The sequence below is a fragment of the Rickettsiella endosymbiont of Litargus connexus genome (assembly GCF_964277335.1).
GTDB lineage: Bacteria > Pseudomonadota > Gammaproteobacteria > Diplorickettsiales > Diplorickettsiaceae > Aquirickettsiella > Aquirickettsiella isopodorum.
Genome location: NZ_OZ195516.1, coordinates 851,471 through 874,576 on the forward strand (window position 1 = coordinate 851,471; position 23,106 = coordinate 874,576).

Below are 23,106 nucleotides of genomic sequence, written 5' to 3' on the forward strand. Positions count from 1 at the left end.
GGTAGTCAAAATCGCGCTATACTCAGATTATGCAGTCATCGGACCCGGTTATAAAAGTTGAAAATGTTAAACTATACCTCGCTGGCCAATGGATCCACTGTGGCATTAATTTACAAGTGCAACGTGGAGAAATCATTGCCATTGTCGGGGGTAGTGGTTCTGGTAAATCGACCTTGTTGCGCGAAATTTTAGCATTACTGACACCGACTTCGGGAAACATCACCGTATTTGGTAAAAATTTAAGCAAACTTTCCTCAACTGAGTTGCTCAAATTACAATGTCGTTGGGGAGTCTTATTTCAACAATCTGCACTCTTTACATCGCTTAACGTGATTGAAAATATTGCTTTTCCTCTACAAGAACATACTCAATTGGACAAAACGACTATCAAAGAACTCGCTTTAATTAAATTATTAGCGGTGGGCTTGCCGATAGAATCCGTCACAAAATATCCCTCTGAACTCAGTGGCGGGATGCTTAAGCGAGCCGCTCTCGCACGAGCTTTGGTGATGGATCCTGAATTACTGTTACTGGATGAACCCACATCAGGCCTCGATCCACAAGGTGCCGAAGAATTTGATGCACTTGTTTTAAATTTGCGCAGTATTTTAGGATTAACCATCGTCATGGTCACGCATGATTTGGATACCTTATGGCAAATTACCGATAAAGTTGCTTTTTTAAGTGCAGGACGCGTTTTAGAATTTGCACCCATGGCAAAACTAACACAATCCAAGCAAGCTGCTATAAGCGCTTATTTTCAAGGGCCACGGGGACGCACTACGCAACATCTTTACGAGGGAAATCATGGAATCTAAAGTCAATTATACCTTAGTCGGTGCTTTTGTTCTTATTTTAACCATCGCCCTCATTATTTTCATTACGTGGTTATCGGCTGGATTATCCACAAAGCGCTATAAAAATTTTATGGTCATCATGAATGAATCCGTAGCCGGCTTAGGTGTTAATTCTCCCGTTAAATATAATGGTGTTAATGTCGGTACGGTTAAGAAAATTTTTTTAACTCATAAAAATCCAGAACAAGTTCGCTTGCTGCTACAAATAGAAGAGCATACACCCATTACTGAGGGAACGACAGCCACCTTAAATAGTCAAGGTTTGACGGGTATCACCTATCTCGCGTTAAAAGGTAGTGACTCTAACGTCAATCGTATTCCACTGCTTCCCGGTGAAAAATATCCTATTATTAAAAGTATTCCTTCCTTGTTTTTGCGTTTAGATACGACATTGCGCAATTTAAATAATAACATGAAACAAATTACGCAGGATATTAATGAGGTATTAGGTGGCGAAAACCCCATTTTATTTAGAAAGATTTTAAATAATTTATCCATAACCAGTCATCATTTAGCCGCTCAAAGTAAACGTCTCGATACTATTTTAATCAATACGGCTCGTTCAACCCGTTCATTTCCATCTTTAATGAATACATTAACCCAACAAACGCTTCCTTCTACCAATCAAGTATTAAATAATTTAAGTATCATGACCGATAATTTGCTTGAACTATCAGATAATCTAAGACAAAACCCTAGTATATTAATTCGCGGACAAAAACCACCCCCTTTAGGACCAGGAGAACAATAGCGTGTTTAACTTTCTACGTTGTCTTGGCTTCAGTAAAAATAATAGCGTCCATAAAGCGGCTGTCTGTTTGTTAAGTTTCCTGCTGTTATCCGCCTGCTCGATATTTGAACCCGTTAAAATACCACCGATGCATTACTTTACCTTAGCCATGCCTGATCCAGATTGGGATTGCTCCATTCAACAAGGATGTAGCACTATTTTAGTCAATCAACCCCGTGCGAATGCAGCTTATAATAGCCCACGTATGATTTATATTCCGGCCTGTTATCAAATCCAATATTTTTCACAAAACCGCTGGGCCAACATGCCCACACAAATGTTACAGTCTTTATTGATCAACTCGTTACAACATACCGGTTATTTTCAAGCAATTATTAATACACCGTCCACCACTTATTACGATTGGATACTCAATACGCAATTACTCAGCTTTCAACAAGAATTTATCACCCTTCCCAGTCGTTTCCGCATCGCGATACGTGCGCAACTCATTGATGCTCGATCCAGACATGTCATTGCGACTCAGGATTTTATTGTAATGCAAATCGCACCGCATGATGATCCTTACGGTGGAGCGCTGGCCGCCAACCTAGCTACACAAAAAATACTCAATGAAATTAATTGTTTTTGCTTAAGAAATTTAACGTGAGATGATAGATTTTATCCGAACTAAGATTGCAATTTAAGCTTTGGTAGGAAATAACATAATAACATTTAAATGATCATTTTTTTGTTTCGCATCTTCTGGCCAAACATAAATTTTTTTATCGTTGCTGATTTTCTTCAAGCCATTTACTTTTTTCCTCAATGAATAACGGTGATTCTTTTTCTTAATTCTTTTTGGTATCGATAACATAGCGATGCTTAACCTCTTAATGTTAAAATGAGTTAATAAATTTTTAATAAAATAAAAAAATAGATAATTAGTATAAATAGATTATATTAAGCCTATATTAAATAAAAATTAAATTGACTCAATAAATTATTAAAAATATGTCTCACTATTTAAAAATAGAATTTAAAAAAAAAATTCTACTGATCCCATTTTTTCCGTTGTTATTAGTTTGCTACGAAATAATTAATTATTTAGCCAACGATATGTACTTACCGGCTTTGCCGAATATGATTAACGATCTCGGAATCAGTGCCGAATTAGGCCGACAAACTTTAACTGCCTGGTTTTTCGGCGCAAGCGCTTTTCATTTATTATCAGGTCCTATCTCGGATCGATTTGGTAGAAAATCCGTTTTACTGATAGGTGGAGTTTTATTTACTACCGCCACGTGGATCTGCGCATTCACTGAGAACATTAGCATTTTACTCATCGCACGATTTATGCAAGGAGCTGTGGTGTCTACTTTAAGTCCAGCCGGTTACGCCTGCATACACGAAGCTTATCAACGTAAACAAGCGATTCAAATTTTAACTGTGATGAGCAGTGTAGTGATCTTAGCTCCGGCTGTAGGACCTCTGCTAGGTGGGATTTTTTTACAATCGCTCAACTGGCGTTGGATATTTGTTTTTTTAGCGCTAAGTGCCAGTATCATTTGGTTAGGTTTATGTTTCATCATGCCAGGAACTCACACAAACACCCGAAGATTAATGTTCAGATGGTCACCTGTACTAATAAACTATCAGCAGATTCTTAAAAATAAAGCATTTATGTTTAATCTATTTATTATTAGTTTTAATGTCTCAGCTAAAATGGCATGGATCGTGGGTGGTCCGTTTTTAATCATCAGTCAATTTAAATTAAATTCGCTTTATTTTGGTCTAATACAAATTTTAATATTTGGCAGTCAGATTTTAGGCACACGAATTGTGCAACGAATTATCCATCATATAGAAATAAATCATTTAATTAATTACGGCTTAGTCATTTCCTTATTCTCGAGCTTACTCGCAGTAGGTTTAAGTTTTATTTTTCCAAATAAGCTCATCGGACTGGTTATCAGCTTAATGATTTTTTGTTTCGGTACCGCACTGTCCAGTCCTTTACAACGACTCTGCATCGAAGCAAGCCCTGAACCGATGGAAGCACGGATAGCCATCTATGCCACTTTGATGAGTTTATTTTGCACTTTAGCGAGCTTTTTATTTAGCTTCACTTATACCGGCAGCTTACTCTGGTTTGCTAGCTTATTATTTATACTCGCCAGTCTCGCCAGTTTAGTGCGTTGGTTTAGCTTGAAATACTTTTTTAGTGTTTAAAATTTTTATTTTTTAGATGTGATTACCAAAATTATTACTGCTTAGGTAAACTTCGAATTAGTTTTTTTTTAACCTCATCCTGTAAGATCAAAATACTCAATAGTGAATTGACACTATTAAGCAATTAATTATTTATTACAATAAAAATGAGGTTATTATGCCCGTCCTATTTGATTTTGATGAAAAAACTATTAATACCCCTTTACTTTGTCCAGCCAGTCGCGAATATTTAGCTAATCCTCAGATCGATCCAAAACTATCTAGCCTCATTGAAAATTTAGATTCACTTGAAAAAACTTATCAAGCTCAAACTGAAGATGCTTTTAAAAAAGCGAAAATTAAAACTAATAAAATGATTTTATGGCTTAGTGGAGCTTTTATAACGACAGTCCTATTGTTCGCTGCTGCAACATTATTAGTCCAATTTTTTCCGCCTGCGGCTGCGCTTATCCTACCCATCTTTACAGCGATCGGGAGTTGGCTGCCTTTACTCGTACTCACTACCTTTTTACCCAGCGCAGGTCTGGGCATAGCAAGTCTCTTTGCATTACGCAGTTGCAATAAAATTAAAACAACACTTGAGATCAGTAAGGATCTATCAAAGCAATTAGAACACGCTAGAAATCATATAATGGAAACAATACCTCATCATTCATCGATGAAATCATCCATTGAAAATGAATTGGAAAGATTGGTTTCGTCAAGCGGAGAAGACGCTTCAGAAAGCCTCAAAACAGTAACAGTACCCAGACGGTACAGTGTATTTAACAATACAAGCAGTCAAAATATAGAAGACTCTCAAAATACAATCCCAACGAAACAAGTAAGTAAAAGCTTCTAACTCGTTATAATTTGTCAACCCCAGGCTGAGGCTTGCGTTTCGGCCTGAACATCCCATCCCGCATTATAGTCCTTGCATAATCTCATTGATCAAATTGTGAATAGATCTTTTTGATTGAGTTTCGCCGCTTTACTTAAAGCAACGCTCGGCGCATGGATGAGTTTATTGGTTAATCGATAAGCTAAGTGTTTGATGACTTCCTCTTGTGCATGGCCTTTCTCTAACAAAGCTAAGGCTTTTTTGACTTCTGCATCACGGAATTGTTCCGCTTTCTGGCGATAAGAACAAATGATCGGTGTAGCAGCGGCTTTTATTTTCAACTGTTCTAGGTAATGTTGAACCTTTTCTTCTATCAGACTTTCAGCTTTTACAGCTGCGGCTTTTCGGCCTTGTTGATTCTTCTGGATTAACTTATGCAAATCATCAAGTGTATAAAGGTATACATCTTCTAATTCATGGACACTAGGCTCTATATCTCTAGGCATACCGAGATCAGCAATAAATAAAGGTCGGCGTTTACGTTCTTTTAAAGCCTCTTCTAACATAACCTTTTTAACTAGCGGTGCATCACTCGCCGTCGCGGCAATAATAATATCGGCTTTAGCTAAAAAATAAGGGATCGCATTTAAACAAATCGCCTGGCCGTCGATAGCTGTGCTCAGTTTTTCTGCTTGCTGTGGCGTTCGATTGGCAATCCAGAAATGACAAACGCCTTGTGAGAATAAATGTTTAGCCACTAAGGAAATCGTCTCGCCCGCACCTACCAACAAAACCCGCGTATCAGCCAAATGGGCAAAAATTTGTTTGGCGCAAGTCACCACCGAAAATGCAAGCGATACCGGGTGGGCGGTAATATCAGTGGCAAAACGCACTTGTTTGCTGACAGAAAATACATATTGAAACAGTTGATTAAAATGCGCCCCCACACTTCCTAAGGAATGTGCTAAAGAATAGGCCTGTTTTATCTGCCCTAAAATTTGTGGTTCACCTAAAATTTTAGAATCTAAACCGCTGGCTAAACGCAGTAAATGACGCAAAGCATCTTCTTGCTGGTAAACATACCAATGAGATTTTAGGCTATCTTGTGGAAGCTTTTTATGTCGATACAACCAGTTCATAGTATTTTGTGGATCACCATTAATACAATAGAATTCCGTACGATGACAGGTCGATAAAATCACAACCTCTTCTGTGAAGGTATCCTGTAACATAGCGCGCAAAGAACTTGCCAAATAATCTTTACTAAAACTTAACTGTTCCCTGATTGTGAGATCCGCTGTTTCATGATTAATTCCACAGGCAAGCAATTTCATAAAATTTTACACTGCACTCCCCACCAAACTGACCCATTCTTGTTGATGATGAATAGTCATTATTTTAAATCCTGCAACACGATAGGCTTGCTGCACAGACTCAATTTGTTCATTTAAAATCCCTGCTAATACACAATAGGCTCCCGATTTAACTAAGGACCTAAAATAAGTCGCTAAATCGATCAAGGGTTGAGCTAAGATATTAGCCAGAAAAATATCGACCGGTTCCTGCGATTGAAAATCAATAGGCAAAAAAATCTTTAATTTTTCTGCGGATATCTCATTCTTCTCAGCATTCATTGTCGTTGCAGCTAATGCTTGCGGATCATGATCCACGGCTATCACCTGCTTTGCGCCACATTTGACAGCCACTATCGCTAAAATACCGGAACCGCAGCCATAATCGATTACCGTTTTATTTTGAAGTCGCTGGCTATCTAACCATTCTAAACATAAGGCAGTACTCGGATGGGTGCCGGTACCAAAGGCTAAACCCGGGTCTAAACGTATATTCACAGCGGTTTTCACCGGTGGTTCATAAGCACTAGGACAAATCCAGATCTTTTTTCCAAAGCGCATTGGTTTAAAATCATTCAGCCATAGTCGTTCCCAAGCTTGATCCGCTAATATTTCACTATGACTGGCTAAAATAATTTTTTCATTAAATTCTTGGTGCAAAGCATCCATCAACGCAGATAATGAAGTATGCTCTGGGAAGACAGCACTGATTTTAACTTGCTGCCAAAGGGGTGTGCTATCTAAAGGGGGTTCATACACACTTTGTTCATCCAATGCCTGCCAAGTAATCGATAAAGCGGAGGCGTTCTCTAAAAATTCACTCAGCCTTTCGGTATGCTCGCGCTGTGTATTAAGATGTAATTGTAAGCAAGCCATCATTGAAATGAGATCTCATACTATTTATAACGCTAAACGTTGTTCAAGGTAATGGATATTGGTTCCACCTTTAATAAAATTGGCATCACGTACTAAAGCTTGATGCATCGCAATATTAGTATGAATACCTTCGATCACAATTTCATCTAAGGCATTGCGTAATCGTGCCAGTGCAATTTCGCGTGTCTCTCCATACGCAATTAATTTACCTATCAAGGAATCATAATAAGGCGGCACCCGATATCCAGTATAAATGGGCGTATCAACACGGATCCCAGGACCCCCTGGAGGATGATATAAGGTAATTGTTCCTGGGGAAGGCATAAACGTTTTCGGGTCCTCAGCATTAATACGACATTCAATCGCATGACCCCGTATCCTAATTTGTTTTTGTTTATAATTTAATTTTTCATCGGATGCGATACGCAATTGCTCAACCACTAAATCAACACCCGTAATCATTTCCGTAATAGGATGCTCGACTTGAATACGTGTATTCATTTCAATGAAGTAAAAATCACCATTTTCATACAGAAATTCAAAAGTACCCGCCCCTCGATAGTTCATATCACGACAGGCTTTCACACACAGTTCACCCATATGCTGACGTTGCTTTTCAGTAATCCCGACAGCAGGCGCTTCTTCAATAACCTTTTGATGACGGCGTTGCATTGAACAATCTCGCTCACCTAAATGTATAGCATGACCTTGACCATCACCTAATACCTGAATTTCGATATGTCTAGGATTCGTTAAAAATTTTTCCAAATAGACGCTTGCGTTTTTAAAATTAGCGTGTGCTTCGGATCGTGTCATCGCAATCGCATTTAAAAGCGCTGCTTCACTATGCACCACGCGTATTCCTCGCCCACCACCACCTCCTGCCGCTTTGATCAAAACTGGATAACCAATTTTTTGCGCAATTTTTAGATTTTTTTTGTCATCATTATCTAATTCTCCTTCTGAACCAGGTACACAAGGAATCTTAGCTTTACGCATCGCAGCAATTGCCGATACCTTATCACCCATCATACGAATGGTCTCAGGCTCAGGCCCAATAAAAACAAAACCACTTTGCTGAACACGTTCTGCAAAATCTGCATTTTCAGAAAGAAAACCATAACCTGGATGTATACCCATCGCATCGGTAATTTCAGCCGCACTGATAATGGCAGGAATGTTTAAATAACTTTTCGCAGCAGACGGAGGACCAATACAAACCGTTTCATCAGCTAATTTCACATGCTTTAAATTATCATCGGCAGTTGAATGTAAGGCAACGGTTTGTATACCTAATTCTTTACAGGCACGTAAAATACGTAAAGCAATTTCACCACGATTTGCAATAACCACTTTATTTAGCATTATTTTTACCTACTCATTTTTTCTAGCCGTAACACCCGCTGTTGCAAGAACGAAATAAAGTCAATTAGTAAGTTTCTATTCAATCACGAATAACGCTTGATTATATTCAACGGGCGTACCATTTTCTACTAACCTAGCTTTAATGATGCCCGCTTTATCTGCTTCAATCTGATTCATCATTTTCATAGCTTCGACTATACACAACACTTCACCTAATTTAACTGTCTGACCTAAACTCACAAAAGGAGGAGCATCTGGACTGGGCGCCAAATAAACAGTACCTACCATCGGTGAACGCACTTTATGACCACTTATTTCAGCATCTGAAAAGGCTGAAGACGCTGTTTGAGGTGGCATAATTTCACCCGCAGAACTAGGCTGTAAGCGTGTTGTCCGAGCAGGTGAAGATGATTGTCGCTTTATGCGTATCGATTGATCCCCTTCAGAAAATTCAATTTCAGTCAAACCATGCTCATTCAGGAGTTTAATAAGCTGATTAATTTTTTCCGAATCCATAAAAAACGGCCTCTTTTTCAAACAATAATATGCGACTTATTGGAGCATATCCTAGCTGACTTTGCTAGTCTTTATCTATTCTTCCCACTTGAATTTTTGTCTGTGTTGCTGCTCAACTCGCTCTCTTCGCGCCACTTGCCAAAAAACCAATTGCTATGAGTATACACTCAAGTTTGTTAAGCTGAGTATAATGACATTTTTATTGGTTGTTTAAATAATCGCTAGCGTAGAGATTGCATTATGCAAAACCTAGGTTTAAAAAACCCCAATGTCGCTAACAAACAGACGTTGGCAGAAATTAGCTGTACACAATTGCTCGGTGTTGGCCAAAAAATAACCGGCTATTTGAACAAATGTGGAATACTTAACTTACAAGATCTGCTGCTGCATCTACCGTTACGTTATGAAAATAGGACTCAACTTACGCCTATCGAAGCGCTTCGTAGTGGCACGCACGCACTAATTGCAGGCGTTATTCAGGCCGACTCACACCGCATTAAAAGCAGAAAAGGCTATTCTTGTAACCTCAGTGATGAGACAGGCTGTATTACGCTACGATTTTTTCATTTCAAACCTAAGCAATCTCAACAATTTAAAAAAGGACTGCGTTTACTTTGCTTTGGAGAAATACGCACAAAAAAAAATAAGTTTTTTGAATTAGAAATGATTCATCCCGACTATGAATTCTTACGCAGTCATAATCAGCTTATTTTACCCAATTATTTAACCGGTATTTATCCCAGTACACCGGGTATGTCCCAACGCCTATGGCACAAACTGATCACTCAAGTATTACATTTATTATTCACAAAGGCTGAAACTAAGTTAATCCACAAACAACAGCATTATTTTCCTGAATATTTACCCGAAGATTTACTAAAACGCATCCAATTCCCTACTTTATTGGAAGCTTTATATTACATCCACCGCCCTCCTGCCGATGCCCCTTTAGACGAATTAGCAACTGGAAAACATATTACCCAACAACGTTTGGCCTTAGAAGAATTACTCGCTCATTCGCTTAGTGTTCAACAAATGAAGAAAAAACGTGCTGCCGAAATTGCACCTCATTTAAAAGCTGATCCTGCTTTAATTAAACGGTTTTTGACTGCCTTACCTTTTCAATTAACTCAAGCACAAAAACGCGTCATCAAAGAAATTAATCACGATATGCAAGGCGTGATTCCGATGCAGCGCTTATTACAAGGTGATGTGGGTTCAGGTAAAACCGTCGTCGCTGCCTTTGCTACATTAATTGCCATTGCTAATCACTATCAAGTCGCTCTCATGGCTCCAACTGAATTATTAAGTGAACAGCATTATCAGCATTTTCATCGCTGGCTAACCCCTTTAGGTTTTCATGTGGTGTGTTTAAATGCAGGTTTACAAGGCAAAGTCAAAAAACAAATTTTGGATGAAATAAAAATTGGCAAAGCACATATCGCTATTGGCACTCACGCACTTTTTCAAGATGGCGTGCATTTTGAAAACTTAGGTTTCATTATCGTCGATGAACAGCATCGGTTTGGTGTACAACAACGTTTAGCCTTATGGAAAAAAGGTCAGCAAGAAAATTTACAAGCCCATCAGCTATTCATGACCGCCACACCGATTCCGCGAACTTTAGCCATGACAAGTTTTACCGATTTAGATATTTCTTTTCTAGATGAATTACCACCCGGCCGCCTACCTGTACAAACTATTGTTCTCTCCGATCATCGCCGTTCAGATGTAATAGAAAGAGTGCGTGCCACGTGCACTCAACAAAAACAAGTCTATTGGGTATGTCCACTCATAGAAGAATCGGATTTACAACATTATCAAGCGGCTGAAACGACTTTTAAAGCATTAAAAGCGGATTTAACCGATTTACGCTTGGGATTAATACACGGAAGACTGCCGAGTGCTGAAAAAGAACGGATTATGCGTGATTTTAAAAAGGGTGAGATTGATTTATTAGTAGCCACTTCAGTCATTGAAGTGGGTGTCGATGTCAGTAGTGCTAATTTAATTGTCATTGAAAATGCTGAACGCTTAGGCTTAGCACAACTTCATCAATTGCGGGGTCGCGTCGGTCGTAGTGATAACAAAAGTTTTTGTATTTTACTTTATCAAACCTTATCCCCATTAGCTAAAGAACGTTTAGGTATTATGCGAAGCAGCAACGACGGTTTTATGATCGCTCAACGCGATTTAGAATTACGCGGCCCCGGTGAAATTTGGGGCTTGCGCCAAACCGGTTGGCAGCAATTACGCATCGCTGATCTTAAACGCGATCATGATTTAATTCCACATGTCTTAAATCTCAGCACAACACTAAACAGCGACTATCCTCATTTAATCAAACCTATTATTCAACGCTGGGCAGAAAATAATGATGGTAGCTATAGCAAAGTTTAGTGTTGTGCAGCGATCGTTTTACTAAAACCATACTGACTAGTTAGCGATGATGGATTATCATTGATTAGACTGTTGCTAGAAACAAAATGAGCCTGATGAAAAAAATGGGTTGAATGACTGCCCAATAAAGCCGATGCAGAAAGAGACATTGGAACTGAAGCTGGAGCTGTCACCATATGCGCCAATCTAATTGCCTCTTCATAAGTAGGAGGTTCTACATCCCACTCAGGCGCAGAAAGAGAAACTGTACTACTACTACTTGCCATCACATCCGTATAACTTGGTGGCGGCAGTACTTGAGAGCAAAAAAAATGTAGTTCATTTTCTAATTCCGTTAGCCGTCTAACATTTTTTTTCCTAAAACAAGACAAAAAAATTCCCATCCCTAATTTTAAATAGCTTATACTTAGCTTGATAAAACCATGCGTTGTACAGACTAGCACAGGAATAATAAATAATAATGCTATCCAGCCAGAATTAGCGGGTGACAAACCCATAAGAAGAAGCATCAAAGCAATACCAACACCACCAACTGCAATGACCAAAAAACCAAAAAAAAATTGCCTAATCGAGTCTCCCAAATCAAATTTTATTTCATCATTTTTATCTTTTTGTTGGGCTAACTTCAAATATTCTTTGAGTCTTTTGAATTGCTCAGGCGCATTTTTATCAAATTGAGCTTGTTTTAAAACCGTATGGACCAGCCCACTATCGCAACTTTTAGGTAAATGCGTCAACAAATCAGGGCATGCCAAAAAACTATTTGTCGTTTGATGGTCAAACACATTAACATTCACGCAATACCAACATTCTGAAGGCGTCATATACAGACCATGCAAACCTATTAGACTATCTGCATAGATTTTTTTTATTCGATAAGTTTTCATATACTCTCCTTGCAAATAAAATCTATTCTTATCAAACTACTGTCATTAAAAAGTGTAACACCTTCCTTGCCTTGGATCAGTCTTTCTTTTATTAATTAAAAATAATAGATGTGCCTATTCGTTGATACTCATCTTATTTGATTAACTCGTTTTTTTCTTAGGCATATATAAATCAGTAATCGTTCCTTCAAAGATTTCACTGGCTAGCATCACAGTCTCAGATAGTGTGGGATGAGGATGTATCGTTAATGCAATATCTTCGGCTTCACAACCCATTTCTATCGCCAATGCAATTTCAGCAATCAGTTCACCTGCATTAGGACCGACGATGCCTGCGCCCAAAATACGGTGGGTTTTGGGATCAAATAATAATTTAGTCAAACCCTCATCACGCCCTTGTCCCAAGGAACGCCCACTCGCTAACCAGGGAAAAACGGCTTTTTCGTAAGGAATATTTTTCTCTTTAGCAAGTATTTCCGTTAAGCCAACCCAAGTAATTTCGGGATCAGTATAAGCCACGGAAGGAATACAACGCGGTTCGAAAAAGTGCTTTTTACCGGCAATTACTTCGGCTGCGACACGCCCTTCTGCCACGGCTTTGTGTGCCAACATAGGATTACCAATGACATCCCCAATAGCGAAAATATGTGGGATATTGGTTCTCAGTTGTTTATCGACCGGAATAAAACCTTGTTCAGTGACATTGATACCTAAGACTTCGGCACCCATTAATTTTCCATTTGGTTTACGACCTACGGCAGATAAAATTTGATCAAATCGTTGTGGTTTTGAAGCTCCCTCACCTTCAAACGTCACCCATAGGCCATCTTTCTTAGCTTCGACTTTGGTTACTTTGGTTTTTAATAAAAATTTATACTGTTTTTGCAAACGTTTATATAAAGGCATTACCATATCTTTATCAGCGCCATTGATGATCATGTCACCAGCTTCTACCACGGTAATATCACTACCCAAGGCATGGTAAACTGTTGCCATTTCCATACCGATGATGCCGCCACCTAACACTAAGAGATTACGCTGAACTTCTTTTAATTCAAGTGCACCGGTTGAATCGATAATTCGGGGATCATCCGGTAAAAAAGGCAAACGTATCGGCTGCGAACCCACCGCAATGATGGCTTGTTCAAAAACAATTTTCTGTTTTCCAACCGTTAATTCATTTTTCCCGGTAAATTTTCCTTCACCAACAATGCATTCAACTTTACGTTGTTTAGCTAACAGGGATAAGCCACCAGTTAATTTTTTTACGACACTATCTTTCCAGCTACGCAATTGTTTGATATCAATTTTAGGTTTACCAAAACTTACACCCAATTCAGCCATGGCGCTGGCGTCTTCTATCACTTTAGCCGCATGTAATAACGCTTTAGAGGGGATACATCCGACATTTAAACAAACACCCCCTAATGTCGATTCTCTTTCCACTAGTATGACTTTTTTACCTAAATCTGCGGCGCGAAATGCAGCGCTGTAACCACCCGGGCCGCTACCTAATACGAGTACTTCGGTTTTTTTAATTTCTAATTCAGCCATATATTCCTCTAAAATAATTTTAATATATAAATAAATAATACCAAAGTCTTCTTGATATACTCAGAGCAATTGGTTTTTTGGCAAGTGCCGCGAAGAGAATGACGAGTTGAACGGCAACACAGGCAAAAATTCAAGTGCGAAGAATATTACAATAGCCAACGTCGTATGTCTGACAGACACTCCGTTAAATGCATAATGAAACGAGCACCTTCCGCACCATCGATGACACGGTGATCATACGATAACGATAAAGGCAACATTAATCGTGGCACAAACTCTCCATCCTGATAGAGTGGCTTAAACTGTGCCTTAGAGACACCTAAAATAGCCACATCGGGTACATTCACTATAGGTGTAAATGCTGTACCGCCGATACCTCCTAAACTTGAGATAGTGAATGAACTACCTTGTAAATCAGCAGCCGTCAGTTGTTTAGCACGTGCTTTCTGACTCACTGTTCCTAATTCTTTTGCTAATTCTAAAAGACTTTTTTTATCCACATCCCGTATCACCGGCACCACTAAACCTTCCGGTGTATCAACGGCAATACCGATATGATAATATTTTTTCAGGATCAAGTCCTCGCCATCGGCTGACAAAGAAGCATTAAACGATGGAAATGCTTTTAAACTGGTTACAACTGCCTTCGTAATAAAAACTAATGGGGTTAATTTAATATTTTGCTTGGCAGCAAACCCCGCTTGTGCTTTGCGAAAAACTTCCAATTCTGTAATATCCGCATCGTTAAATTGGGTGACATGCGGAACCAACAACCAATTGCGATGTAAATATTGAGCGGTTAATTTTTTAATCCGCGTTAAAGCCTGCTTTTCTGTTTTACCAAATTGATTAAAATCAATCTCCGGCGCGGATGGTAAACCCATCTGACCACTTTGACTTAGATGAGCTTTAACAAATTTCTGTAAGTCTTCTTTAATAATGCGACCTTTTTGTCCGGTACCGCTAATTTTATTCAGATCGAGCCCAAACTCACGTGCTAAACGTCGCACACCAGGCCCGGCATGGATATCTTCTTCGTCATCCTTCTCTTCTTCTTGTATTTCGTCCTTTAACTCTGCCGATCGAGATGAAATATTTATATTTTTATTTGATAATTCTGATCCAGCCATTTTAGTGCTTGTATCTGGGGTAGATTTTTTTTCTACCTCCGCTGGTGCAGCCGAAGTCGCACTCGCTTTTTCAGTGGAGGAACTCGCGTCTGCAGTTTCTAAAATAGCAATCAAATCACCTTTAGTGACTTTATCGCCTACTTTGACTTTCAACTCTTTTAGCTTTCCGGCTAAAGGCGATGGAATATCCATCGATGCTTTATCACTTTCTAATGTAATGAGCGCATCTTCTACCGCAATATCTTGTCCTACTTTAGCGGGTATTTCGATAATAGCCGCAGCCGCCACATTACCTAAATCTGGAACATGTATTTCTTTTAAACTAGACAAACGTTTTCTCCTCAATGCTCTTCGCACTTGAATTTTTACCTTTGTTACCGCTCAATTTGCAATCCTCATGTATATTCATACACAAATAATAAACGTTAAATGGTAAAAGGATTTGGCTTTTCAGAATCAATCGCATATTTTTTAAAGGCCTGTTCGATTTGGGTCGTACTGACTGAACCTTCTGCCATCAAGGCATGTAAACTGGCTATCACAATGTAGTAACGATTCACTTCAAAAAACTGACGCAATTGCTCGCGCGTATCACTCCGCCCATATCCATCGGTTCCTAATACCACATAAGGAGCTTTAACAAACCCGCGAATTTGATCGGCATTTAAGCGTATGTAATCCGTTGCAGCAATCACTGGTCCTATTCGATCCTGTAAACATTGCGCCACATAACTCTGTTGTTCGGGTTCGTTAGGATGTAATAAATTATGTCGCTCAATGCTTAAGGCTTGTTTACGACACTCTGAAAAACTGGTGACACTCCAAATATCGGCGGTCACATCAAAATCCGATTTTAATAATTCTGCCGCCGCTATCACTTCATTTAAAATTGTGCCTGAACCTAATAATTGTACGTGTCGTTTACTCGGTTTGGTTTCGGATAATAAATACATTCCCTTAAGAATGCCTTCTTTATGGGCTTCGTTCAATGCAGGATGTGCATAGTTTTCATTCATTAAAGTTAGATAATAAAAACTATTTTCTTGCTCTTGCATCATGCGACGCAAGCCTTCTTGAATAATGACCGCTAATTCATAACCGAAACAAGGATCATAAGCCACACAGTTAGGCACTACCGAAAAAAACAACAGATTATGTCCATCTTGATGTTGTAATCCCTCACCCGCTAAGGTTGTTCTACCCGCTGTGGCACCTAAAATAAATCCGCGCGCTTGCATATCCCCTGCGGCCCAAACAAAATCACCCACCCGTTGATAGCCAAACATGGAGTAATAAATATAAAAAGGGATCATACTTAAATTATTGGTACTATAAGAAGTGGCAGCCGCCATCCAAGAACAAAATGCACCCCCTTCATTAATCCCTTCTTCTAATAATTGACCTTTTTTATCTTCACGGTAATACATTAATTGACCCGCATCGACGGGATCATAGAGTTGACCTACCGGAGAATAAATACCAATCTGACGAAATAAACCTTCCATACCAAATGTACGTGATTCATCAGGTACTATTGGTACAATACGCGGACCTAAGGTTTTGTCCTTTAACAGATGACGCAAAATTTCTACAAATACCATGGTTGTAGAGATTTCGCGTCCTTTAGACCCTTGTAACACATTGTCAAAATTATTTAATGGCGGTGCTATTAAACTTTCGTCAGACCGCATACGACGCGCAGGTAAATATCCACCCAATTTTTTTCGCTGTGCTTTTAAATACTTGATTTCTGGGCTTTTTTCATCAGGACAGTAAAAGCTTAAATTTTCAATATCCGTATCACTCATCGAGAGTTTGAAACGATCACGAAACGTACGTAATTGTTCTTGTGTCATCTTTTTTTGTTGATGCGTAATATTCTGGCCTTCACCCGCCGTGCCCATCCCATATCCTTTAATAGTTTTCGCTAAGATCACTGTTGGCTGACCTTTATGTTCTACTGCCGCTTTATAAGCCGCATAAACTTTTTTAATATCATGACCGCCACGTTTTAAAAGCCATAGTTGTTCATCACTCATATCGGCAACCATAGCTTTTAATTCTGGATATTTCGCAAAAAAATGTTCACGAATGTAAGTACCATCTTTCGCACGGAAATTTTGATATTCACCGTCAAGGGTTTCCATCATTAATTGAGGTAACAAACCTTGCTTATCTTTTTTAAATAATGGATCCCAAGCACTACCCCATAAAACCTTATTGACATTCCAACCTGAACCACGAAATACTCCTTCTAATTCTTGGACTATCTTACCGTTTCCTCGTACGGGCCCATCCAATCGTTGTAAATTACAGTTAATAACAAAAATGAGATTATCTAACTTTTCCCGCGCGGCAATACAGAGCGCGCCGAGTGATTCCGGCTCATCCATTTCTCCATCACCACAAAACATCCACACTTTTCTATCTTTGTTGTCTAATAATCCACGATTTTGTAAATATTTTAAAAAACGTGCTTGGTAAATGGCCTGCATAGGACCTAAGCCCATGGAAACGGTTGGGAATTGCCAAAATTCTGGCATAAGCCAGGGGTGAGGATAAGAAGAAAGACCTTTTCCGCCTATTTCTTGACGAAAAAGGGCTAATTGCTCTTTTGTAAGGCGTCCTTCTAAAAAGGCACGTGCATAAATACCCGGTGAAGAATGGCCTTGAATATACAATAAATCGCCACCGTGTTCAGCATTAACCGCATGAAAAAAATGATTAAAGCCTACTTCATACAAGGTCGCTGCCGAAGCATAGGTCGCTATGTGACCTCCGAGCTCAGAAGAAACTTTACCCGCTTGTAACACCATCATCACAGCGTTCCAACGAATTAACGCGGCAATGCGTTTCTCTAGTTTTTCATCCCCAGGAAAAGACGGCTCTAATTCGACAGGAATCGTATTCACATAAGGTGTGAGATCTGTCGTGAGCTCTAAGCCCCGTTGACGCGCCTTATTGACGAGTTGTTGGATAAGAAATTGTGCCCTATCTGCTCCTTCAAACTTTAAAACAGATAAAAGGGCATCTATCCACTCTTTGGTTTCAAGCGGATCCTTATCTAGATAAGGAGTTTGCTGTGTCATAAGGCTTACCTTTAGAAATTCTTCTATTGATGATTGATTATTTTTTGTACTAACTGTTTAGTGAGCCAATTATAACAGCACGCCCAGCGTCACAGCGAATACGATAATTAAAAAGAGAATTAAATCACGGTCTATGAGTTTTAAAGCGGAACCATAGTTCTCATTCGTAAATTCAGCCGTCTCATCGAGTCCTAAAGCAATGCGCCCACTTTTTTCAATGAGCTCTCGATTAAATGAAACATCTCTTAGCAAATAATCGAAACAAAATTGACTGGTTTGTACAAAATTACCCGCTAAGGCAAACAATATTGAAAATAAACGTACCGGTAACCAATCCAATAACGCTCGAACTTGTTGAGCTGACTTTCCTAAAGCAGGATAACTGGCATGGATGTGTGCAGAACGTTCAACAAGACGATAAACTAATGCGGCGATAGGGCCTAACAAGGCCATCCAAAAAATTACTGCAAACAAGGCTTCATTGGCTTGCCAAAATATTGGCTGATGTATTTGCTTGGTATCAAAAATATTGATGGGGCCCAAACAATAAAAAAGCACCGCGGCACCTATTAAAAAAGCTAATAAACCTTGAATAAAAGCAGCACTTAAAAAATAAATCACGGCCACAGGTATCACAATAGGTAATACGACTAATATTAAAGGGATAAAATATTGCTGTGTCCAAGTTTTATTTTTAGTCATATCATTTATTTTGCTGACATATTCCTCAAACCAATTAAAACGAGCTAAAAAGTTACCTCGATGTAAGAAACGTTCCAATGCTAAGCACAGTAACAGTGTAATAAATGTCATAATCTTCCTCCGGGCATCCTAGCCCTATGTTTAAAAATTATTATTCGGCTTTATACTCTTCGCACAGATGTGAGTATATACTCTTCGCATAGGCGTGAATATATAGTGAAAAGACATAGTTTAGTCTACTCGCATCTTTTCATTCAAGGCCAAAGGTGTAGGATAACGTAATACGACCCAATAAGATGAACCCACAAATGTCAAAATAGTGACCGCTTGGATCAAATAGCTTGCTTTATCGCCGATTAAGGCCGGTGTCGTTTCAGCGGCTAAATAAGCAATTAATAAAGAAAATTCGCTGGCTTGTCCTAAACGTACGCCGACTTCACGAGCGATATATTTTTTTTCACCGGACATTTGCAATAATACTTGAAATAACCAGGGTTTAATTAACAACACCAATCCTGCTAATAAGAATGCGGGTATAATGACCATCGGTAAATAATGTAAATCAAAACTTGCGCCTATCGCAAAGAAAAACATAATTAAACAAAAATCACGCAATGGTTTTAAATTATCGGCAATGAAAACCGCAATCGGCCCTTCTGCTATCGATACACCCGCTAAAAAAGCACCTATTTCTGCTGACAAGCCCAATGCACGCGATAATTCCGCTAACCCTAAACACCAACCTAACGCAACTAAAAAAAGATATTCTTGGACACGATCAAAACGAATAAATAATTTACTAATGAAATAGCGTTGGACGACAAATGCAAAAGCAAGCAATGAAGGAAAAGTAATTAAGGTTAAACCCAAATCGGCTAATTTAGAACCGGTTAGATGGGCACCATGCACAAACAACAACATGCCAATGGCTAATAAGTCTTGTAGCAACAACACACTGATCATCGTTTCACCAATCGGCTTATGATGTAACGCGAGTGTGGGCAATAATTTAAGACCGATAATAGTACTCGAAAAAATTAAACTAGCGCCGATTAATAAACTTTCTAAGAGAGTAAAACTAAATAAATAGCCGACTGCAAAACCTATCGTTGTAAACAAAGCACTAAAAACTAAGGTCACAATGGCTGTTTTACGTAAGCTACGATAAAACTCTTGCGGTGTTAAATCCAGACCCACTAAAAATAACAAAAAGATAATGCCCACATCGCCAATGTCGCGTGCTAGAGCCAAGTTTGGCACTAACTTTAAACAACTAGGACCTAATATCAAGCCGAGTAAAATATAAGCAACTAATAAAGATTGACGCGTATACAGTGCTATTGTTGCTAATACGGCCGCACCGGTAAAAATGACAAAAATAGAAAAGACAAAACTTTGATCCATTATTCCTCCAGGCAAAGCAAAGAGGCATTACCTCCCACCGCCGTCGTATTGATGGATAATGAACGTTCTAAACACAGACGAGGTAAATAATGCGGTCCGCCTGCCTTAGGTCCTGTTCCAGAAAGACCTTCCCCACCAAAAGGTTGTACGCCCACCACTGCGCCTATCATAGAACGATTCACATACTGATTTCCGACATGAACCTGGCGCGAAATCAAGTCCACCGTTTGTTGAATCCGACTTTGTATCCCTAAAGTCAAACCATACCCAGTATGGTTGATAGCCTGGATTACTTGCTCACGATCTTTAACGGTATAACGAATTACATGCAAGATAGGACCAAAAACTTCACGTTTTAAAAGATCCAAACTTGTTAACTCAAATAGACTAGGAGCAAAAAAGTTCGTTTGATCCAATCCACTCGGCAGCTTGCATTGATAAAGCAATTTAGCTTCTTGGGACATGCGATCAAAATGTTCCTGTAAGGTTTTCTTCGCCATACTATCGATCACAGGGCCCACATCGGTAAACAACTCACTAGGATCACCCAATTTGAGTTCCGCCATCGCACCACATAGCATTTCAATTAAGGATTCTGCCATTTCTTCTTGGATAAACAATACACGTAATGCGGAACAACGTTGTCCGGCACTACCAAAAGCGGAGTTCAATACGTCAACCACCACTTGTTCCTTAAGTGCCGATGTATCAACGATCATAGCATTCTGTCCACCGGTCTCCGCAATAAAAGGTAAAATTCCACCCTCACGACTAGCTAAACCTTGATTGATTTCACGCGCAGTTTCAGTAGAGCCAGTAAATACAATACCTTTAATCCGAGGATCAAAGGTTATTTTTGGCCCAATAACCGCACCACTCGCAGGTACAAGTTGTAATACATCCCCTGGAATTCCTGCTTCATGTAAAAGTTGTACCGCTGCATTAGCGATTAACGGTGTTTGACTTGCAGGCTTAGCAATCACTGTATTACCCGTTACTAAAGCGGCGGTCACTTGACCAATAAAAATCGCTAACGGAAAATTCCAGGGACTAATACAGGCAATAACCCCTCGACCTTGAAATTTTAACCAATTTTCCTCACCCGTCGGCCCAGGTAATAATTGAGGTATTAAATCTAAGCGCGCGCGCATGGCATAATAACGACAAAAATCTACGGCTTCTCGTACTTCAGCCAGTGCATCATTGAGTGTTTTACCCGCCTCTTTGATCGCTAGCGCCATAAATTCACTTAAGCGTTGCTCAAAAAGATCCGCAGCACGCTCTAAACAAGTCGCACGTGTTTCTATCGGTGTATTTGCCCAAGTAAAATTTATTTGATGCGCGTTGCTTATCGCCTGTTCCAATTGTTCGACACTCGCTAAACTAACATGTCCAACGATTTCCTGTGGATTAGCCGGATTGTTGATAGCCCGTGTTTTCTCGCCATCGACTAAAACACCTTTAATCAAAGGTCCCGCGATATAAGACTTTTTAGAGGCTATGTCTATTTGACTGGCCAGTGGTTCCCAGGTTTCACTATCTGAAAAATCGATACCTCGAGAATTTTTGCGGCCGGGTCCATAAATATCTCTTGGTAAAGGAATTTTAGGATGTGGAATGACTTTCAATTGAGATAATTTTTGTACTGGATCTTCTAACATTTCTTCGATAGGAATAGCCGGATCAATAATACGATTCACAAATGAAGTATTCGCGCCATTTTCTAACAAACGTCTCACCAAATAGGCAAGTAAATCTTCATACCCGCCTACCGGTGCATACACACGACAAGGAATATTAAGATGCTTAGAACCTACGATATGATCATATAAGGTATAACCCATACCATGTAAGCATTGCATCTCAAAATCTCGATTCTTTCCAGCCAACTCGAGTATCGTTGCTAAGGTATAAGCATTATGTGTCGCAAACTGCGGATAGATTTGTGCAGCGTGTTCCAGTAATTTTTTTGCACAGGCAACAAAACAAACATCCGTTGCCGCTTTACGCGTAAAGACCGGATAGCCTTGCAATCCTTTTAATTGTGCATTTTTGATTTCGGTATCCCAATAAGCCCCTTTAATTAATCGAACCATCCAACGTTTATTTTGTTTTTTTGCTAGATCAACTAACCAATCAATAACAAAAGGGGCTCGTTTTTGATAAGCTTGCACCGCCAAACCAAATCCTTCCCAATGCGCTAAATCGGGATCACAAAATACTGCAGCAATAATATCTAAGGAAATATCCAAACGATCAGCTTCTTCGGCATCCACTGTCAGTGTCAGGTTATTCGCTTTCGCTGCTAAAGCTAATATTTTTAACTGCTTAATTAAAAAAGGAACCACCACTTCTTTTTTAGCAAATTCATATCGTGGATGCAGCGCAGACAATTTAACTGAAATACCAGGTGCATCGTTTAAAGATTTGCTTGATGCCGCCTTACCAATCGCAGTGATTGCAGTGTAATAGGCTCGAAAATAACGTTCCGCATCTTTTTCGGTACGTGCCGCCTCACCTAACATATCGTAAGAAAAACAATAGCCTTTCGCTTCATAGGCTTTAGCACGTTTGAGCGCTTCATCAATTCCTTGCCCCATGACAAATTGACGACCTAATACCTGCATGGCTTGTTTGACTGTCTTACGGATAATAGGTGCACTACTTCGACTGACAAAGCGGCGCAATACATTACCCAAACTACCCGCTTGATCCGATTGTAATAATTTTCCTGTTAAAACAAGGCCCCAAGTGCTGGCATTAACAAAAAAAGAAGTACTTTGACCTAGGTGTGAAGCCCAATCGGCATGAGTAATTTTATCTTTTAATAAGGCATCGATAGTCTTGCTATCAGGTATACGTAACAATGCTTCTGCCAAGCACATCAATGCAATCCCTTCTTCACTCGATAAATCGTATTCGTATAAAAAAGCGTCTAAGCCACCTTTCGATAAACGCTGCTTACGAATTTGATCAATTAATTGAGCAGCACATTGTGAAATTTTTTGTATCGCTTGACGAGGTAAAGCAGCTTGTTGTAATAACTGTTTAACACACGTCGTTTCATCTGCATAATAAGCTTGCGCAATAGCCAATCTTAACGGATTTTTTTTAACTGATATTAAGGGAACCGACATTTGAGCCTCTATAAAATTCCGAAAAATTATTTTTTTTTATTTACTCTGCACTTGA

Annotated in this window: 18 protein-coding genes; 6 read left to right on the forward strand and 12 right to left on the reverse strand. The window is 39.3% G+C overall.

Annotated elements, in window-relative coordinates; genetic code table 11:
* Nucleotides 1-29: 29 nt before the first annotated feature.
* From ACICP9_RS03900 to ACICP9_RS03910, 3 genes are read left to right on the forward strand one after another with little or no spacing between them, the layout of a single operon-like run.
* Nucleotides 30-818, forward strand: coding sequence for an ABC transporter ATP-binding protein (locus ACICP9_RS03900; RefSeq protein WP_395496940.1), 789 nt, complete (start codon nt 30-32; stop codon nt 816-818).
* Complete coding sequence (locus ACICP9_RS03905) at nt 808-1,608, forward strand: MlaD family protein (protein WP_395496942.1); 801 nt, start codon at nt 808-810, stop codon at nt 1,606-1,608. The genes ACICP9_RS03900 and ACICP9_RS03905 overlap by 11 nt, the downstream gene beginning before the upstream one ends.
* Nucleotide 1,609: 1 nt before the next feature.
* The gene (locus ACICP9_RS03910) at nt 1,610-2,257 is read left to right on the forward strand and encodes an ABC-type transport auxiliary lipoprotein family protein (protein ID WP_395496944.1); all 648 of its coding nucleotides are present in this window, start codon (nt 1,610-1,612) and stop codon (nt 2,255-2,257) included.
* 33 nt (nt 2,258-2,290) lie between these two features.
* Here the strand turns inward: ACICP9_RS03910 and ACICP9_RS03915 are convergent, their stop codons facing one another.
* The gene (locus tag ACICP9_RS03915) at nt 2,291-2,464 is read right to left on the reverse strand and encodes a hypothetical protein (protein ID WP_395496946.1); all 174 of its coding nucleotides are present in this window, start codon (nt 2,462-2,464) and stop codon (nt 2,291-2,293) included.
* A gap of 137 nt (nt 2,465-2,601) precedes the next feature.
* Here ACICP9_RS03915 and ACICP9_RS03920 point away from each other — a divergent pair, with 137 nt between their 5' ends.
* Nucleotides 2,602-3,819 (forward strand): MFS transporter, encoded by a 1,218-nt coding sequence (locus tag ACICP9_RS03920; protein WP_395496948.1) that lies wholly within the window; start codon nt 2,602-2,604, stop codon nt 3,817-3,819.
* Between the two features lie 157 nt (nt 3,820-3,976).
* Complete coding sequence (locus ACICP9_RS03925; protein ID WP_395496950.1) at nt 3,977-4,660, forward strand: hypothetical protein; 684 nt, start codon at nt 3,977-3,979, stop codon at nt 4,658-4,660.
* An 89-nt stretch (nt 4,661-4,749) separates the two neighbouring features.
* On the opposite strand, the gene hemA is transcribed toward ACICP9_RS03925, so the two are convergent.
* From hemA to accB, 4 genes are all read right to left on the reverse strand, one after another.
* Nucleotides 4,750-5,973 carry a glutamyl-tRNA reductase gene (gene hemA, locus ACICP9_RS03930; protein WP_395496952.1) on the reverse strand — a complete coding sequence of 408 codons (1,224 nt, stop codon included), beginning with the start codon at nt 5,971-5,973 and terminating at the stop codon, nt 4,750-4,752.
* 6 nt (nt 5,974-5,979) lie between these two features.
* A complete protein-coding gene (gene prmA, locus ACICP9_RS03935; RefSeq protein WP_395496954.1) occupies nt 5,980-6,870 on the reverse strand; it encodes a 50S ribosomal protein L11 methyltransferase in 891 nt (296 codons plus the stop codon).
* A 21-nt stretch (nt 6,871-6,891) separates the two neighbouring features.
* The gene (gene accC / locus ACICP9_RS03940) at nt 6,892-8,232 is read right to left on the reverse strand and encodes an acetyl-CoA carboxylase biotin carboxylase subunit (RefSeq protein ID WP_395496956.1); all 1,341 of its coding nucleotides are present in this window, start codon (nt 8,230-8,232) and stop codon (nt 6,892-6,894) included.
* 75 nt (nt 8,233-8,307) lie between these two features.
* Nucleotides 8,308-8,748, reverse strand: coding sequence for an acetyl-CoA carboxylase biotin carboxyl carrier protein (gene accB, locus ACICP9_RS03945; RefSeq protein WP_395496958.1), 441 nt, complete (start codon nt 8,746-8,748; stop codon nt 8,308-8,310).
* A 240-nt stretch (nt 8,749-8,988) separates the two neighbouring features.
* Here accB and recG point away from each other — a divergent pair, with 240 nt between their 5' ends.
* Nucleotides 8,989-11,148: an ATP-dependent DNA helicase RecG gene (gene recG / locus ACICP9_RS03950; protein WP_395496960.1), complete on the forward strand. Its 2,160-nt coding sequence runs from the start codon at nt 8,989-8,991 to the stop codon at nt 11,146-11,148.
* On the opposite strand, the gene ACICP9_RS03955 is transcribed toward recG, so the two are convergent.
* From ACICP9_RS03955 to putA, 7 genes are all read right to left on the reverse strand, one after another.
* On the reverse strand, nt 11,145-12,035 hold the full coding sequence (locus ACICP9_RS03955; RefSeq protein ID WP_071661892.1) for a hypothetical protein: 891 nt from the start codon (nt 12,033-12,035) through the stop codon (nt 11,145-11,147). The two genes, recG and ACICP9_RS03955, sit on opposite strands and share 4 nt — an antisense overlap.
* 141 nt (nt 12,036-12,176) lie before the next feature.
* Nucleotides 12,177-13,589, reverse strand: a complete 1,413-nt coding sequence (lpdA, locus tag ACICP9_RS03960; RefSeq protein WP_395496962.1) for a dihydrolipoyl dehydrogenase — start codon at nt 13,587-13,589, stop codon at nt 12,177-12,179.
* Nucleotides 13,590-13,735: 146 nt separating this feature from the next.
* Nucleotides 13,736-15,049, reverse strand: a complete 1,314-nt coding sequence (locus tag ACICP9_RS03965; RefSeq protein ID WP_395496964.1) for a 2-oxo acid dehydrogenase subunit E2 — start codon at nt 15,047-15,049, stop codon at nt 13,736-13,738.
* 95 nt (nt 15,050-15,144) lie between these two features.
* Complete coding sequence (aceE, locus tag ACICP9_RS03970; protein ID WP_395496966.1) at nt 15,145-17,808, reverse strand: pyruvate dehydrogenase (acetyl-transferring), homodimeric type; 2,664 nt, start codon at nt 17,806-17,808, stop codon at nt 15,145-15,147.
* 69 nt (nt 17,809-17,877) lie between these two features.
* Nucleotides 17,878-18,621, reverse strand: coding sequence for a hypothetical protein (locus tag ACICP9_RS03975; RefSeq protein ID WP_395496968.1), 744 nt, complete (start codon nt 18,619-18,621; stop codon nt 17,878-17,880).
* Nucleotides 18,622-18,741: 120 nt separating this feature from the next.
* Nucleotides 18,742-19,917: a cation:proton antiporter gene (locus ACICP9_RS03980; RefSeq protein WP_071661921.1), complete on the reverse strand. Its 1,176-nt coding sequence runs from the start codon at nt 19,915-19,917 to the stop codon at nt 18,742-18,744.
* Nucleotides 19,914-23,051, reverse strand: coding sequence for a bifunctional proline dehydrogenase/L-glutamate gamma-semialdehyde dehydrogenase PutA (putA, locus tag ACICP9_RS03985; protein ID WP_395496970.1), 3,138 nt, complete (start codon nt 23,049-23,051; stop codon nt 19,914-19,916). The genes ACICP9_RS03980 and putA overlap by 4 nt, the downstream gene beginning before the upstream one ends.
* Nucleotides 23,052-23,106 lie beyond the last annotated feature (55 nt).

Bases quoted from the DNA above. Each gene is read 5' to 3' on its own strand.
- ACICP9_RS03925 (WP_395496950.1), top strand. From the start codon at position 3,977: ATGCCCGTCCTATTTGATTTTGATGAAAAAACTATTAATACCCCTTTA.
- recG (WP_395496960.1), top strand. From the start codon at position 8,989: ATGCAAAACCTAGGTTTAAAAAACCCCAATGTCGCTAACAAACAGACG.
- putA (WP_395496970.1), bottom strand. From the start codon at position 23,051: ATGTCGGTTCCCTTAATATCAGTTAAAAAAAATCCGTTAAGATTGGCT.
- ACICP9_RS03955 (WP_071661892.1), bottom strand. From the start codon at position 12,035: ATGAAAACTTATCGAATAAAAAAAATCTATGCAGATAGTCTAATAGGT.
- hemA (WP_395496952.1), bottom strand. From the start codon at position 5,973: ATGAAATTGCTTGCCTGTGGAATTAATCATGAAACAGCGGATCTCACA.
- aceE (WP_395496966.1), bottom strand. From the start codon at position 17,808: ATGACACAGCAAACTCCTTATCTAGATAAGGATCCGCTTGAAACCAAA.
- ACICP9_RS03920 (WP_395496948.1), top strand. From the start codon at position 2,602: ATGTCTCACTATTTAAAAATAGAATTTAAAAAAAAAATTCTACTGATC.
- accC (WP_395496956.1), bottom strand. From the start codon at position 8,232: ATGCTAAATAAAGTGGTTATTGCAAATCGTGGTGAAATTGCTTTACGT.
- prmA (WP_395496954.1), bottom strand. From the start codon at position 6,870: ATGATGGCTTGCTTACAATTACATCTTAATACACAGCGCGAGCATACC.
- accB (WP_395496958.1), bottom strand. From the start codon at position 8,748: ATGGATTCGGAAAAAATTAATCAGCTTATTAAACTCCTGAATGAGCAT.
- lpdA (WP_395496962.1), bottom strand. From the start codon at position 13,589: ATGGCTGAATTAGAAATTAAAAAAACCGAAGTACTCGTATTAGGTAGC.
- ACICP9_RS03975 (WP_395496968.1), bottom strand. From the start codon at position 18,621: ATGACATTTATTACACTGTTACTGTGCTTAGCATTGGAACGTTTCTTA.
- ACICP9_RS03900 (WP_395496940.1), top strand. From the start codon at position 30: ATGCAGTCATCGGACCCGGTTATAAAAGTTGAAAATGTTAAACTATAC.
- ACICP9_RS03905 (WP_395496942.1), top strand. From the start codon at position 808: ATGGAATCTAAAGTCAATTATACCTTAGTCGGTGCTTTTGTTCTTATT.
- ACICP9_RS03915 (WP_395496946.1), bottom strand. From the start codon at position 2,464: ATGTTATCGATACCAAAAAGAATTAAGAAAAAGAATCACCGTTATTCA.